Source organism: Halomonas sp. 25-S5, assembly GCF_029889845.1.
GTDB lineage: Bacteria > Pseudomonadota > Gammaproteobacteria > Pseudomonadales > Halomonadaceae > Halomonas.
On the sequence record NZ_JARANV010000027.1, the window covers coordinates 37997 to 52210 of the forward strand.

Sequence of the window (14214 nt, forward strand, 5' to 3'; positions counted from 1 at the left end):
CTCAGTGCTTCTTCTTGCGATGATGGTCGCGGACGATGAACGCGACCCAGCCCCCCATGAAAGCGATCATCATCGCGACGGTAACAAGTCCGAAAATTACGGCGTCATCCAGATACATGGTGATGTCCTCCCGTCCCGATGTGTTGGGAGCACTGTAGCCCCTCGGTTGGAGAGGAAAGCTGACTTGCATCAAGTTTCCCCGCGACCTCGCCGGGCCACGGGAAATCCGTTGATCCAGGTCAGTTTTCACGGCATCTTCTTGTCCTCGACCTCGCCGGGATCGGTGCCCGGGGGCAGCGGATGGCCCTTGGCGAGCTCGGCACGCGTGGCATCGCGCACCTCCAGCACCTCGAGGCGATAGCGCAGGACCTGGCCGGCCAGCGGATGGTTGGTGTCGATGACCACGGCGTCATCGCGGACCTCGAGCACGGTGACGATCTCGGGACCGTCGTCACCCGGGGTCTGGAAGCGCATGCCCGGCGCGATGTCCTCCACCGGGAAGGCATGGCGGCCGACCTCGCGCACCAGCGACTCGTCGCGCAGGCCATAGGCCTCGGCCGGCATCAGGGTGACGGAGAGCTGGGCGCCGGCGCCCTGGCCGGCCAGGGCGCGCTCCAGGCCGGCCATGATGTTGCCGTGGCCATGCAGGTATTCGAGGGGCCGCCGGCGGGCACGGGAGTCGTCGAGGACACTCCCGTCTTGGTCGCTGAGCACATAGTGCAGGCTCACGACCCGTTGCGGGGCGATAGTCATGGGGTCTCCTCAGGCGAATGGATGAGTGCGGGGAAGCGTGTCTAGTCGCGGCGACGCAGCTGGCCGACGGGCATCTCCAGGCGCTGCTGCTTGTGCAGCATGTTGAGCAGCACGATGGCGCGCTCCTCGCCCTTGTGGCTGGCGAACACGGCCTGCAGGTCCTTGAAGGGACCCTCGGTGATCTCCACCGGCTCGCCGGCACGGAAGTAGACGTTCGAGGTCGCGTCCTCCTCCCCGCTGCCATGCGCGAGCAGCGTCTCGACCAGGGCATCGCTGACCGGCACCGGCATGTCCAGGCCGAAGGTAACGATCTTCAGCACGCCGCGGGTGGAGCGGATGGGCCGCCAGTTGCTGGCCAGGCGGTCGAGCCGGATGAACAGGTAGTAGGGGAACAACGGCTCGCTGACCCACTCGAGCTTGCCCCGGCGCTTCTTCTGCACCTGCAGCACGGGGTGGAAGATCTCGTAATCCTGGTTGGCCAGGTGCTCGGCGGCGCGGAAGGACTCGCCGCCCTTGCACTGGATCACGTACCAGCGAGGGACGGCATCATCGGCCTCGTCGTGACGAATCTCTGAATCGCTCATGTCGCTCCTGATAAGGGTTCCTGCAAGGAGCCTGTCGGATTTGACCGATCGTCGCGAGAGAGCCGGATTTCGAGACAAGTTTATCGATCTGGTGAGGCGAATAGCGCGCTATTTAACGAATCAGATCGAATGAAATTGGCCGAAAGACCGGATCTCGCAGTAGATCAGCGTTAAGTTCGACAGGCTCCTAGTATCACTGCCGGGGCTCTGCAACAATCCCTCCGCATGTCGACCCGAGAAACGGCCCGCGGACGACATGGGTCGAACGGCCACTGGCCCGGCGACTGAGTGACAATTTTATCATCGATGGCGGGGACCTGCGTGACCGCCCTCGCGTCCCAACGCACGCCCCGGCGCAAGGAGTCCTGCCCGACATGCCGCCCCCCACCGCCCGACGCAGCTGGCGCGACGCCCTGGCCCTCTACCTGCGTGCACCGGTCATCACCATGCTGTTCCTGGGCTTCTCCGCCGGGCTGCCGTTCCTGCTGGTGTTCTCGACCCTCTCGGCCTGGCTGCGCAGCACCGGGGTCGAGGTGGCGGCCATCGGCTTCTTCGCCTGGATCGGCATGCTCTACTCGATCAAGTTCTTCTGGGCTCCGGTGGTGGACCGGCTCGCCCTGCCGCTGCTGACTCGCACCTTCGGCCAGCGCCGCGGCTGGATGCTGCTGGCCCAGGCGATGATCGCCGCCGGCCTGGTGGGGCTGGCCGGGGTCGACCCGCTGGGCCACCTGCCGCTGGTGGCCGCCTTCGCCCTGCTGGTGGCCTTCGGCAGCGCGACCCAGGACATCGCCATCGACGCCTTTCGCATCGAGTCCGCCCCGGACGATGTCCAGGCCGCCATGGCCTCGACCTACATCATCGGCTATCGCGGCGGGCTGCTGGCGGCCGGTGCCGGCGCCCTCTACGTGGCCTCGCTGGCCTCCTGGGAAGCGGCCTACTTGAGCATGGCGGCGCTGGTGGGCATCGGCGTGATCACGGTGCTGCTGCGCCCGGAACCCGAGCGACTCTCGCTGACCACCCAGCTGATCCATGAGCCGCGGGTACGGGCCTTCCTGCGCGCCTCCCGCGGCCGGCCCAAGCCGCTGCGGCGGCTGGGGGCCTGGGTGATCGGGGCGATCGTCTGCCCCTTCACCGACTTCTTCACCCGCCATCGGCGCAAGGCGCTGTGGCTGCTGGCGTTCGTGGCGGTATTCCGGATCAGCGATCTGGCCATGGCCTCCATGGCCAACCCGCTCTATATCGACCTCGGCTTCACGCTGGCCACCATCGCCAATGTCACCAACGTCTTCGGCATCGCCATGAGCATCGGCGGTGGAATCCTCGGGGGGCTGCTGGTGGCCCGCTACGGCATCGGGCCGATCCTGGTCCTGGGCGCGGCGGCCGCGGCGCTGACCAACCTGCTGTTCGTGTCCCTGGCGCTGGCCGGCCAGAGCCTGCCGATGCTGGTGATGGCGATCATCGGCGACAACCTGGCCAACGGCCTGGCCAGCGCCGTCTTCATCGCCTTCCTCTCGAGCCTCACCTCGCGCGCCTACACGGCCACCCAGTATGCGCTCTTCTCGTCGCTGATGACCCTGCCGGGCAAGTTCCTCAGCGGCTTCGGCGGCCTGGTGGTCAGCGGCGAGGGCTATGCCACCTTCTTCCTGATCTCCACGCTGCTGGGGCTGCCGGCCGTGCTGCTGGCGATCTGGATCAGCCGCGACCGCGAGCTGGTGCCGGCGCCCGGGGCCGCCTGATCGACTTGCCGATCGGTCAGTCGGCCGGCCGCGCCTGCAGCCAGTCAAGCGCGCCCGGCGTGGTCCGCCACTGGTCGCGCATCAGGGTGCGGTACTGCCAGGCCTCGGCGCGGGTGCCGGGCTCGGCGACGCCATCGCCACCGCCGACCGGGCGCGGGTTCTCGGCACACAGCATGGCCACGGCATGGGGATTGTGGCGGACCACCTTCCCCAGCGCCTCGCCGGCCTCGTCGCGGCGCTCCAGGCGGTAGAGCGCCAGCACCCGCCCCATCAGCAGCCCCAGCGGCGGGGTCTCGTCGTCATCGCCGTCGAGCTCGCGCTCGCTCAGGGCCAGGGCCGCGCGGTCGCGACCTTCCCGGAGCAGCTGGTCGAGCACCAGCTCGCGCAGGCCCAGGCTGTCCTGGTCGTCCAGGGTGAGCAGCCGCTCGGCGAGCTCGCGGGAGCGCGCCCGGGCGCCGCGCTCCATGCCCACCACCAGCGCCAGGCCGGTGCGCAGCAGCACGGCGTTGTCGGCGCTGTCCCACAGGAAGGCGCCCTCGCCCTCGGCGCGCACCTGCTCGAGCCAGCGCTCCAGCCGGCTCGCCAGGGGCTCGAACAGGCTCGGTGCCATCCATGGCAGGCTGCCGAAGCGGCTGGCCAGCGCCAGCGCCAGGGATTGCACCACGGCGGGGGCGTCCAGCCACTCGGGATGGGCGCAGAGCGCCGGCAGCCACTCCCCGGCATGCGGCCAGGGATCCTCGTCGAAGCCCATCGGCGCGTCGCTCTCGACCCGAGCCCGGAAGACCTTGTGCCAGGCGGCGAACAGGGTGTCCTCGCGGGCGGTAGTGTGGTACTCGAGGCCGTCGTCGTCGTCGCCGCGGCGGACCTCCAGCCGCGGGGCCACGGGCAGTGATTCCAGCAGCGCCTGCAGGGCCACCAGCGGCTCGGCCAGGTCCTCCTCGGCACTCAGCAGCTGATCGGCGAGCGTCGCCCCGGGGTTCTCGGCCAGGTCGGCCAGGAACTGCAGCTGGTCGGGGTCCAGGTCACCCTGGCGGGCCAGGCGCCGGAACCAGAAGCGCGAGCGCTCGGCGGCCTCCTGTTCATGCCCCTCGTGGAGCAGCAGCATGGCCTCGATATAGGCCAGGGTCGGCGAATCGGGCAGGGCCTGCTGGGCGCGCACGAAGGCGGCCCGGGCGCTGTCCAGGTCGTCGTTGTCCAGGTGCATCAGGCACAGCCGCTCCAGGGCCACGCCGCGCAGGAACAGCGGGCCACGGTCGAGCACCGCGTCGAGCAGCGCCTCGCGCTTGCGGTGGAAGCCGCGCTCCTGGTAGAGGTCGATGAGGATCTCGAAGGCGGGCTCGGCCTGCTCGGGGAGGGTCAGCCAGTCGGCACACTCGAACAGCGACTCGAGGATCTGCTGGGCCCGCCCGCGCTGGCCGGACTCGGCGGCGATCAGGCCGGCCTCCAGCAGCGCCTGGGCCGGGGCGCGGCCGCTGGCCAGGGCGGCCTTGAGGGTATCGCCCTTCCAGTCGCGCAGCGAGAGCATCCACATCAGGTGCGGTGGCACGTGGCCAGGCAGGCTGACCGCCCCGCAGCAGTGCTTGGTCTTGCGCCCGGAATCGCACCAGCAGGGCTCGTTGCGCCCGGGCCGGGCCAGGGGCTCGGCGGCGAAGTCGAGTCGCGCCAGCGGGGTCTGCGACCACAGCTCCGGGGCCAGCGCCTGGGCCAGCGCCAGGTTGCCGCCGACCAGAGCCGGGCCTTCGTCGCGGGCCCAGGCCATCAGCGTGGGGTAGCGCTCGTCCTGGCGAATGGCCACCAGGGCACCCGAGGCAAAGCCCAGCAGCTGTTCCACCCATACTGCCAGCATCGCGCACTCCAACGTTTGGAAAACGCCGTAGTCTACCAGTCCGGCGCCAGGCTGGGCAGGTGGGTTAGTCGCTTGTCCGGAGGATCAGGCATGCCCTCCGGACAACAGCGGCCGGGTGCGCTCGGCCATGTCGAGTCGCGCGCCGAGGCGCACCAGGTTCCGCCAGTCGGCCTGGCCGCCCATTCGGGTGCGGATCAGCGCCCCGCCGGTGCGGGCGCCGAGTCCCAGCAGACGCCGGGTACGGCCGCGTTCGCGCATGATCGCTCTCCTCCCATCAATGTTATACAAACATTGTACGCTTATTGGGGAAGCTTACACCTGGCGAGGCGTGGCGAATACTGGAAGAATGTCCATGTCATTCACCGCGACGAGCCATCATGCGACTGATCATCGCCGAGAAACCGAGCCTGGCCCGGGCCATCGCCGAGGCCCTGCCCGGCGCCCCCCGCCGCGACGACGGGGCCCTGGTGGTGGGCGACACCACGGTCACCTGGTGCCTGGGCCACCTGCTGGAACAGGCCCCGCCCGATGCCTACGATCCGGCCCTCAAGCAGTGGCGCCTCGATCACCTGCCGATCCTGCCGAGCCGCTGGAAGCTGATGCCTCGCCCCAAGGCCCGCGGCCAGCTGGCGGTGATCCGTCGGCTGCTCAAGTCCGCCCGCGAGGTGGTGCATGCCGGCGACCCCGACCGCGAGGGCCAGCTGCTGGTGCAGGAGGTGATCGAGCACCTGGGCTGGAAGGGGCCGGTGTCGCGGCTGCTGGTCAGCGACCTCAACCGCCCGGCGGTGCAGCGCGCGCTCGCCCGGCTCGAGGACAATGGCCGCTTCGAGCCCCTCTACCGGGCGGCCCAGTGCCGCGCGCGGGCCGACTGGCTCTACGGCATCAACCTGACCCGGGCCTGGACGCTCATCGGCCGCCAGGCCGGTCACGACGGCGTGCTCTCGGTGGGCCGTGTCCAGACCCCGGTGCTGGGGCTGGTGGTGCGCCGCGACGCCGAGATCCGCGACTTCGTTCCCAAGCCCTTCTTCGTGCTGTGGGCCGACCTCGCCGTCGCGCAGGGCCGGCTGCGCGCCTGGTGGGTGCCCGGGGAGACCCATCCCCTCGACGACCAGGGGCGCCTGCTGGCCCGGGAACCGGCCGCCGCCCTGGCCGAGCGCCTGCCCGGTGCCGAGGGCCGGCTCACGGCACTCGAGAGCCGAGACAAGCGCCAGGCCGCCCCCCTGCCCTATGCGCTGTCGGCCCTGCAGGTCGACGCCGCCCGACGCTACGGGCTCTCCGCCAAGGCGACCCTGGACATCTGCCAGCGCCTCTACGAGCGCCACCAGCTGATCACCTACCCGCGCTCGGACTGCCGCTACCTGCCCGAGGAGCATTTCGCTGCGGCGCGGGCCACCCTGGAGGGCGCCTGCCGCCAGGACGAGACACTGCGTGGCTGGCTGGCCGGGGCGGATTTCTCGCGGCGCTCCCGGGCCTGGGACGACCGCAAGGTCGGCGCCCACCACGCCCTGGCGCCCACCGGCAAGCCCGCCGACCTCACGCGGCTCGACAAGGCCGAGGCCGATGTCTTCCGGCTGATCGTGCGCAACGTGCTGGCCCAGTTCTATCCCGCGCTTTCCACCCGCGAGGTGAAGGCGGAATTCACCATCGTCGGCGAATGCTTCCGCGCCCGCGGCCAGGAGATCCTCGACCCCGGCTGGAAGCCGCTGTTCACCACCCGTGACGAGGCGCCGCCGCTGCCAGCGCTTACCGAGGGGGAGGCGTGCCGGGTCCAGGAGGCCGGGGTCGAGGACCGCGAGACCCGCCCGCCGGAGCCCTTCACCGACGCCAGCCTGATCAAGGCGATGATGAACATTGCCCGCTATGTCGAGGACCCGGCCGTCCGGCGCACCCTGCGCGAGCACGACGGCCTGGGCACCGAGGCGACCCGTGCCGGCATCATCGAGACGCTGGTGGAGCGCGGCTACCTGGTCCGCCAGGCCAAGGCACTGCGCGCCACGCGGCTGGGCAGCGCGCTGATCGCCTCGCTGCCCGAGGCGGTGGGCCGCCCCGAGCGGACCGCGCTCTGGGAGCAGCGCCTGGGCGCCATCGCCGAGCAGGGCGACGCCCCGGCCCCCTTCCTCGCGGCCCTGATCGAGGACCTGCATGGCCTGCTCGCCGCCGCCGACGCGGGCCGGATGCGCGAGGCGCTGCACGGCGCCCGGGGCGAGCAGGCCCCGACGCCGCGCGTGTCTGGCAGCAAGCGCCGCGGCGGGCCGCGCCGCAAGGCGGCCACGCCACGACGCACCCGCCGCTCATGATCCCGGGAGGTGCGCCATGACCCCAGCGACGCACTGGATCGTCGGCCCCGGCGCCCTGGGGCGGCTGATCGCCTTCCGGCTGGCCGGCCATGTCCCGGTGAGGCTGGTCGGCCGCCGCCCGCTTCCCGGCCGCCAGACCCTGGTCACCCCGGAGGGCGACACCCGGGTCCAGGCGCTTGCCATGGCCCGGGCCGATGCCCTGCCTCCAGAGATACCGGCCGTGGTGCACCTGACCACCAAGGCCCACGGCGCCGAGGCGGCCCACGCCGCCCTGGCCGTCCGGCTGCCTGACGGGGTGCCGCTGGTGCTGTGGCAGAACGGCTTCGCCTGTCAGCCACGGCTCAGCGAGCGCCATCGCGGCCCGGTACTCTGCGCCACCACCACCGAGGGCGCTCATGTGCAGGCCGACGACCGGGTAACCCATGCCGGCCATGGCCACACCTACCTCGGCACCCTGGACGGAACCCACGCGGACCTGGCCACCGCGCTGGCGCGCACCCTGACCGCCGCCGGGCTACCGGCCGAGGCGGTCGACGATATCCGCGTGCGGCTATGGCGCAAGCTCGCCGTCAATGCCGCCATCAATCCCCTGGTCGCCCGCTTCGCGATCCGCAACGGCCAGTTGCGCGACCGCCCCTTCCGCCCCCTGGTCGAGAGGCTGATCGCCGAGGTTGCGGTGATCCTCGCAGCCGAAGGCGTCGCCCCACCCGGCGGGGGCGGCCAGGAGGGCTGGCGGCAGCTGGTCTGGCAGGTCGTCGAGGCCACGGCGAGCAACCGGGCCTCCATGCTGCAGGACGTGCTGGCCGGCCGACTCACCGAACACGAGGCGATCCTCGCCCCGCTGCTCGCCGCGGCCGAGCGGCACGGCCTGGCGGCGCCCTGCCTGGCCGATCACCTGACCGCCCTGCGCCTCCGGGCGGCGGCATTGGCGGAACCTCCGGCGACTTGCTAGTCTTGGGAGACAATGATTCCGGGCCGGCACCCCCACTGCCGACTCAAGGTCGGAGATCATGCAACCGGATTCACGCCTCGTTATCGCACTGGCTAGTGTCCTGGCGCTGTTGGCGCTGCCCTCGCAGGCCGATTCGCCCATGCCCGCCTACGGGGGCATGGCGCAGGATCTGATGCACCTCGACAACGGCATGATCATCCAGGGGCGCGGCGTCAAGACGCCCGACGGCTATACCTCGGGCTTTCGCCTCACCGCCGGCTTCACGCCACAGTACCTGCCGCGCCTCGATCTGGGCGCCGAATTCAGCTATCGCGAAAGCGATGACGTACCGGTGTCCCTCACCGATGGCCAGCAGCTGCTCGACACCACCAGCCTGGGTGGCAGCCTGGTGGCCGGCGTGCGTCTCGGGCCGCTCGGGCTCTACGCCAAGTCGGGCCTGGCGGAGTGGCAGGGCGACCCCGTCGGGGACGGCGACCCGCTTCGCGGGGGCACCGCCAGGGTGCAGGGCTTCGGGGCCCGCCTGCAGCTGCACCACCTGGTCAGCCGCCTGGAATTCGAGGAGATCAAAGCCCCGGCCATGAACCACCTCAACCTGATGACGGCGTCCATCCACTACCCGTTCTGACCCTGCTCTCGCGCTCCTCACCCCGAGCCTCTCACGCAATATCGGCTGAATCGTCTACGGGCAACAACATTGCCCCGGTGCCTGCCGGGGCGGTGGCCTCAGTCCCCCCACAAGGCCACCGCCAGCAAAGTCGCAACGGCCCCCATCACCTCCGACGGGCAACCAGCCGATCAGCCCCGGACCGAGCCTATTATCGCCAACCCAATGGCCGTGGCGAAACACGCTTGTGCCGCTGGCCTTGAGCATGATCCAGGTATCTTCCCGACGAGTGTCGAAACGAGCGGTTGCCCCTTCTGCTCGTGCCGCTCCTTCCCTTGATCATCGTCGCGGGTGCCCACATCATGTCACCACGGACAGCAGAGGAGTTTGACGTTTTCAGCCACAAGGCGGGGTTAAGGAAATCAGGATTGGGTGACATGGCCAGGCATCAGAAGCATGAGGACGGCGCCCCTTCCCGCTTCTTTCCTACCTCGAGGCGGCGCATCCTCCTGGGCGTTATGCTGCTTGCCGCCTTTCTTGCCATTGCCCTGGTGCTGTGGCGTAGTGGTACGCTGGATACCCTGCTCACCGGCGATACCCTCGAGCAGGCGGTGATACGACTTGGTCCATTGGGGCCGATCCTGGTCATAGGCCTGATGACCCTTGCCATCGTCATGAGTCCGATCCCCAGTGCGCCGATCGCGCTTGCCGCCGGCGCGGCCTATGGCCATGCCTGGGGGACACTCTATGTCGCCATCGGCTCCGGTACCGGTGCGCTGATCGCGTTTTGCATTGCCCGCCTGCTGGGGTATGACGCCCTGAGGGCCTGGTCGGGCGTGCGCCCGCCCCCGAACCTGCTATACCGTTTCATTGACTCCCAGAACGCCCTGATGGCCGCCGTTTTCGCCACCCGGCTCATGCCGTTCGTCTCATTCGACGTCATCAGCTACGCGGCGGGACTCTCACCTCTCAAGGCCTGGCGCTTCGCCGTCGCGACGCTGCTGGGGGTGCTACCAGCAAGCTTCCTGCTGGCGCATTTCGGCGACGAACTCGCCTCAGACGATCTGCGCCGCGCGGGTCTCACCGTGCTCGCGCTCGGCACCATTACCCTGCTCCCGCTGGCCTGGAAGGTCACGCCAGTACACGTGCGAGCGGCCCTCAGGCGCTGGCTTCACCTGGGATAGCCAGTCTGAGTCCCACCAAGCTCCCCTGGAGCCGATTATCATGGGAGTGACGACACTCTCTACCCTGTCATCCCTCGCTGACATCTCCATGACACCACGCACAAGCTCCGCCTTTTCCGCCTTGGCTTCACTGCATCGTTCAGGCGGGTGGCGGGGACCCCGGAAGGCGGGATTTGCATGATGTCGATCAAGGTGTGGTGCCATCCGCACCTTGGTGTTCCCCTTTCGCTTGACCATTGGGTACCACAAGGGATTTAGACTTTGAGCAACTTGGCAGTTCCCAAGCGCCTGAGCCAAGCTGCGGTGCTGCCGGAGCAGAAGGCCGGCAAGGTGAAGACGATGCATGCGGTGGTGCAGGTCGGTATCGCCATGGGGACTGGTACCAATGTCGCCAGGTCGATCAGCACGGTGTCGGTGCTGGACAATGCCTTCGCCTCAGCCCGACAAGCACCTGACCGTGCAGGACGAAAAAAGATAGAGGGGAGTGTGCATCATGTCGAAGCAAGAGCGCCGCCTCGGCGTCTCCGAGGTCAACCTAGTGACTCGCAAGCTGAAGCTCGAACCCTGCAATGAGGAAGCGTTAGGCCTCGCCATCGGGGAGATCGATGAGGTGTACGGGGTTGACAGAGTCGACTACGACACCGACAAGCGCAGGCTCAGCCTGGCCTATGATGCGTCGCGGCTATGCATCGACCATATCGAGGCGATCCTCGACCGGCACGCCATCGAGATCAGCAACGACTGGTGGACACGTTTCAAGGAAGACCACTACCGGTTCGTCGACCAGAACATCAAGGACAATGCCAGTAAGGAGCCGTGGAGCTGCCATTGACGGCTCCGGTCATCACCCGCCACCACCATATCGTACGGATCGCCGCCGAGCTGACGGGGTGTGTCACCGAATGCCGATAACGTGAAAGCCATCTCACCGGCAGCATCGTCATCGTTCTCGACCTTTTCATGACGGGCGTGTTCCGACTTCCCGTCCTGCAGCGCAGCTTCCATTGGTCGCCCGCGACAGAGAGCGCGCCCTATTGGTGGCGACCTTGTGCCGATGCCGTCTGGCCGGTCGAGACCGTGGATCAGGTGGCTGTCGAAGCCGAGCAGGTTCGCGTATTCGCCGGGCGAGTTGTCCGGCCCGCCGGGGTCCACTTTATAGAGCTGCTCACCAATCACGGCCATACCTGCCGTTATCGCCTGCGCTGCCATCTTAAAGACCGTTTCAAGGCTGCACGCAATCGGCTGTGGCTGACCACGCCATATTTTCTTCCGGATGCGGGAACCCAGCGTGACTTGTGCCGCGCGGCATCAGATGGTGTCGATGTCAGAGTGCTGGTACCGGGAAAGAACGATGTGCCTTTTGTCCAGTGGGCCTCACGAGCGACCTATTCCAGGTTGCTGGCTGCAGGAATCCGGATATTCGAGTACCAGCCCCGTGTATTACACGCCAAGACTCTTATCGTGGACGATGACTGGAGTACGGTGGGGTCTGCCAACCTCGACTACCGAAGCCTGTTCATCAACTACGAACTCACTCTGGCGGCAGACTGCCAGTCACTGAACACCGCCCTGGCGACAATATTCGAGATTGACTTGAACGAGTCGATTGAGGTTCAGAGAGAACCTTGGTTGCGGCGGCCATTGAGCGCTCGAATGGCTGAATTCATCGGATGGAGTGCAAGGCATTGGCTATGATATCGACGCCATTCCCGTTGCGGGTTGCACTGGGAAGACACCGGGGGGCGGAAGCCTCTGAATTGACACGCATCAAGAGGGCGGTCACGCCAGTGGTCTATTGTGTTACCCCACAAGCACCCCCATGACATTCCGACCACCTGCTGGTAGTCCCCTACGTCCCGCCGGGGCCTCAACATCCAGGAAATGCATCTCATGAAGAACTCTCTGCAAAGACCGTGGTTGGCTTGTCTCATGGCCGGCGTCGCCCTGGGAGCCTCGACTGCCGTCATGGCGGCCAACGACCGGGCATTCGTGCCGATGGGGACGGCAGATGCCGTGGGTATCATCGACCTGGATCGTCTGGAGGTGGTATCGACCGTGACCGATACGATCAACACGCACGGCTCCGCCCTCACGCCCGACGGCCAGCAACTCATCCTTGGCAGTCTCACCCCTCATGAGTCCGGTCGCGAGATCGCTCGCCCCGAAGGGGTGACGGAAGACGAGCACGCGGCCCATCATGGCGATGGCGGAACGGTCTCCCTGGAGGAAGCAAGTACCGGCCTGCTCTACGTCGCCGACACGGCCACGAGCCGCATCAGCAGGACCCTGGAGGTGCCGTCACCCGTGCACCATGTACTGGTCACACGCGATGGACGCCATGCCGTCTCGACCCATCCCATCGGCGGAGGCATCAGCGTGGTGTCGCTGGAAAGCGGCCAGGTGATAGCCTCCTTGCCCACGGGGCCCAACCCCAACTACCTGGTTCAGCAGGAAGCGGGTGGCCCGATACTGGTCAGCAATGCGGGTAACGGCACCATTAGCGAGGTCGATACTCAGCACTGGTTCGTGCAGCGTAATATCCACGTCGGCGGAAGCCCGGAGCACATGGTGCTCTCGGAGGACGGGGCACGCCTATACGTTAACGATGTTGAGGGAGGGAGAGTCATGGCGGTGGATCTTCCGACCGGGCGTGTGGCCGAAGAATACGAGATCGGCGCGGCACCTCATGGCATCGACCTGAGCCCGGATGGCCAGAGACTCTATGCGACGAGTCAAGGCGATAATCGCATCGTCAGGATCTCCCTCAATGACGGCACACGGCATAGTGCCGAGCTGTCTCCGGCCCCTTACCATCTCGCCGTGGCAACTACCGATGGTCGGGTGCTGGTCACCAGCCGCGCAGAACCCCACCTGTGGATCCTCGACCCGGATTCCCTCGAGGTACTGCAGACAGTGGAACTGGGGGGCATCGGTCATCAGATCTCTCTCGAGGTGTCGCGACCAAGGTGAAGATGACTGCCTGCCCTATGTGCGCCTCCCTCCAGCAGGCGCTGCCTCACCGAACCAGACCGGCAACCCTGACGGTTGCCGGTCGATCTCCTTCCACTTCATAGCATCCAGGTAGATTGCCCCGTGGACACGCTCTCCTCTATCGGCCTGATCGGCGCCCTCTTCGGTGGGCTGCTGTCATTCTTCTCGCCATGCACCCTGCCCTTGCTGCCCGCCTATCTGTCGGTGGTCACCGGCGGCAGTGCCGGCAAGGCGGACCGGCGCTTCGAGGCGTTGCTGCTGAGCACCTTCTTCGTCTTCGGCTTCAGCGTGGTCTTCATCCTGATGGGCCTGGGTGTCACCAGCATTGGCCAGCTCCTGCGCGGTTATCGCCAGGAGCTCAACTGGATCACCGGTAGCATCGTCATCGTGCTCGGCCTGTTCATGACGGGCATGTTCCGACTACCCGTCCTGCAGCGAAGCTTCCAGTGGTCACCCGAGCCGAGAGGGGGTTCCCCCATGGCGGCGACCTTCTTCGGCGTCTCCTTCGCCATCGGCTGGACGCCCTGCATCGGCCCAATCCTGGGGGCGATCCTGATGGCCACCTCGACCACTGCCAATGCACAGGCCGGCATGCTCTACCTGGCGACGTACTCCCTGGGCCTGGCCATGCCCTTCCTGGCCAGCACTCTGCTGCTCAACAAGTTCAGCCACTACCGGGGCCGCCTCGGCAAGTGGAGTGCCTATGCGCGACCTGTCGCCGGCGTGATCCTGGTCCTAATGGGCTTGCTGATCGTCTCCGGGACACTTACCCGGCTCTCCAGCATCCTGGTGGACTGGTTCCCGGCCCTGGCCACAATCGGTTGAGGGGCCAACCGAACCGCATAAGCAGCGTCTCCTTCGTCATCTCCACGGATCGCCGTCCACTGCCATGACGTTCTCCTGTGCCTCCAGTGGCTGGTAGGCCTGCACGTAGGGCGTACCCTCGTGCCAGCCGGACTCGATCGCCTTGTTCGGCGAAGGCGTGGTGCATTGACTGACGCTATCCTCGGCCGGCCTGTTTCCGGTGGTCGTGCTTGTCTATACATGGCTAGCCCACCGCGAGGAACGGCAGATGCGGGCTCGGTTCGCTGACGCCTATCGCGCCTCTGAGCAGCGGGTACCGATGATTATTCCTCGCTGGGGGCAGTGGCGGAAGCTAGGAGCCTGTCGGACTTAACGCTGATCTACTGCGAGAACCGGTCTTTCGGCCAACTTCATTCGATCTGATTCGTTAAATAGCGGGCTATTCGCCTCATCAGATCGATAA

General features: G+C 67.3%; 14 protein-coding genes. 9 read left to right on the forward strand and 5 right to left on the reverse strand.

Annotation, left to right across the window (positions count from 1 at the left end; all coding sequences use genetic code 11):
- Position 1 precedes the first annotated feature (1 nt).
- The 3 genes from ccoM to rfaH all read right to left on the reverse strand — a co-directional run bounded on the left by ccoM (position 2) and on the right by rfaH (position 1337).
- On the reverse strand, positions 2-118 hold the full coding sequence (gene ccoM, locus OP498_RS15995) for a cytochrome c oxidase subunit CcoM (protein ID WP_280549169.1): 117 nt from the start codon (positions 116-118) through the stop codon (positions 2-4).
- A gap of 128 nt (positions 119-246) precedes the next feature.
- Entirely contained in the window at positions 247-753 is a 507-nt protein-coding gene (locus OP498_RS16000; protein ID WP_280549170.1) for a peptidylprolyl isomerase, read from the reverse strand.
- 41 nt (positions 754-794) lie between these two features.
- Positions 795-1337 (reverse strand): transcription/translation regulatory transformer protein RfaH, encoded by a 543-nt coding sequence (rfaH, locus tag OP498_RS16005; RefSeq protein ID WP_280549171.1) that lies wholly within the window; start codon positions 1335-1337, stop codon positions 795-797.
- 374 nt (positions 1338-1711) lie between these two features.
- Between rfaH and OP498_RS16010 the strand changes: the two genes are divergently transcribed.
- Entirely contained in the window at positions 1712-3073 is a 1362-nt protein-coding gene (locus OP498_RS16010; protein ID WP_280549174.1) for an MFS transporter, read from the forward strand.
- Positions 3074-3089: 16 nt separating this feature from the next.
- Here OP498_RS16010 and OP498_RS16015 read toward each other — a convergent pair whose 3' ends face one another.
- Together OP498_RS16015 and OP498_RS16020 are read right to left on the reverse strand one after the other, a co-directional pair.
- The gene (locus OP498_RS16015) at positions 3090-4919 is read right to left on the reverse strand and encodes an SEC-C domain-containing protein (RefSeq protein ID WP_280549175.1); all 1830 of its coding nucleotides are present in this window, start codon (positions 4917-4919) and stop codon (positions 3090-3092) included.
- Between the two features lie 84 nt (positions 4920-5003).
- Positions 5004-5177 carry a hypothetical protein gene (locus OP498_RS16020; RefSeq protein ID WP_280554388.1) on the reverse strand — a complete coding sequence of 58 codons (174 nt, stop codon included), beginning with the start codon at positions 5175-5177 and terminating at the stop codon, positions 5004-5006.
- Positions 5178-5296: 119 nt separating this feature from the next.
- On the opposite strand from OP498_RS16020, the gene OP498_RS16025 reads away from it, so the two are divergent.
- From OP498_RS16025 to OP498_RS16060, 8 genes are all read left to right on the forward strand, one after another.
- A complete protein-coding gene (locus OP498_RS16025; protein ID WP_280554383.1) occupies positions 5297-7216 on the forward strand; it encodes a DNA topoisomerase III in 1920 nt (639 codons plus the stop codon).
- 16 nt (positions 7217-7232) lie between these two features.
- On the forward strand, positions 7233-8168 hold the full coding sequence (locus tag OP498_RS16030) for a 2-dehydropantoate 2-reductase (RefSeq protein ID WP_280554384.1): 936 nt from the start codon (positions 7233-7235) through the stop codon (positions 8166-8168).
- Between the two features lie 58 nt (positions 8169-8226).
- Positions 8227-8793: a hypothetical protein gene (locus OP498_RS16035; protein ID WP_280554385.1), complete on the forward strand. Its 567-nt coding sequence runs from the start codon at positions 8227-8229 to the stop codon at positions 8791-8793.
- 284 nt (positions 8794-9077) lie between these two features.
- On the forward strand, positions 9078-9956 hold the full coding sequence (locus OP498_RS16040) for a VTT domain-containing protein (RefSeq protein ID WP_280554386.1): 879 nt from the start codon (positions 9078-9080) through the stop codon (positions 9954-9956).
- A 493-nt stretch (positions 9957-10449) separates the two neighbouring features.
- Complete coding sequence (locus OP498_RS16045) at positions 10450-10788, forward strand: cation transporter (protein WP_280549196.1); 339 nt, start codon at positions 10450-10452, stop codon at positions 10786-10788.
- A 128-nt stretch (positions 10789-10916) separates the two neighbouring features.
- The gene (locus OP498_RS16050; RefSeq protein ID WP_280549198.1) at positions 10917-11651 is read left to right on the forward strand and encodes a phospholipase D-like domain-containing protein; all 735 of its coding nucleotides are present in this window, start codon (positions 10917-10919) and stop codon (positions 11649-11651) included.
- 195 nt (positions 11652-11846) lie between these two features.
- Entirely contained in the window at positions 11847-12926 is a 1080-nt protein-coding gene (locus OP498_RS16055; protein ID WP_280549200.1) for a YncE family protein, read from the forward strand.
- A gap of 123 nt (positions 12927-13049) precedes the next feature.
- A complete protein-coding gene (locus tag OP498_RS16060; protein ID WP_280549202.1) occupies positions 13050-13772 on the forward strand; it encodes a cytochrome c biogenesis CcdA family protein in 723 nt (240 codons plus the stop codon).
- The last annotated feature ends 442 nt before the right edge of the window (positions 13773-14214 follow it).

Coding starts and splice junctions, on each gene's coding strand:
- ccoM (WP_280549169.1), bottom strand. CDS start 118: ATGTATCTGGATGACGCCGTAATTTTCGGACTTGTTACCGTCGCGATG.
- OP498_RS16000 (WP_280549170.1), bottom strand. CDS start 753: ATGACTATCGCCCCGCAACGGGTCGTGAGCCTGCACTATGTGCTCAGC.
- rfaH (WP_280549171.1), bottom strand. CDS start 1,337: ATGAGCGATTCAGAGATTCGTCACGACGAGGCCGATGATGCCGTCCCT.
- OP498_RS16010 (WP_280549174.1), top strand. CDS start 1,712: ATGCCGCCCCCCACCGCCCGACGCAGCTGGCGCGACGCCCTGGCCCTC.
- OP498_RS16015 (WP_280549175.1), bottom strand. CDS start 4,919: ATGCTGGCAGTATGGGTGGAACAGCTGCTGGGCTTTGCCTCGGGTGCC.
- OP498_RS16020 (WP_280554388.1), bottom strand. CDS start 5,177: ATGCGCGAACGCGGCCGTACCCGGCGTCTGCTGGGACTCGGCGCCCGC.
- OP498_RS16025 (WP_280554383.1), top strand. CDS start 5,297: ATGCGACTGATCATCGCCGAGAAACCGAGCCTGGCCCGGGCCATCGCC.
- OP498_RS16030 (WP_280554384.1), top strand. CDS start 7,233: ATGACCCCAGCGACGCACTGGATCGTCGGCCCCGGCGCCCTGGGGCGG.
- OP498_RS16035 (WP_280554385.1), top strand. CDS start 8,227: ATGCAACCGGATTCACGCCTCGTTATCGCACTGGCTAGTGTCCTGGCG.
- OP498_RS16045 (WP_280549196.1), top strand. CDS start 10,450: ATGTCGAAGCAAGAGCGCCGCCTCGGCGTCTCCGAGGTCAACCTAGTG.
- OP498_RS16050 (WP_280549198.1), top strand. CDS start 10,917: ATGACGGGCGTGTTCCGACTTCCCGTCCTGCAGCGCAGCTTCCATTGG.
- OP498_RS16055 (WP_280549200.1), top strand. CDS start 11,847: ATGAAGAACTCTCTGCAAAGACCGTGGTTGGCTTGTCTCATGGCCGGC.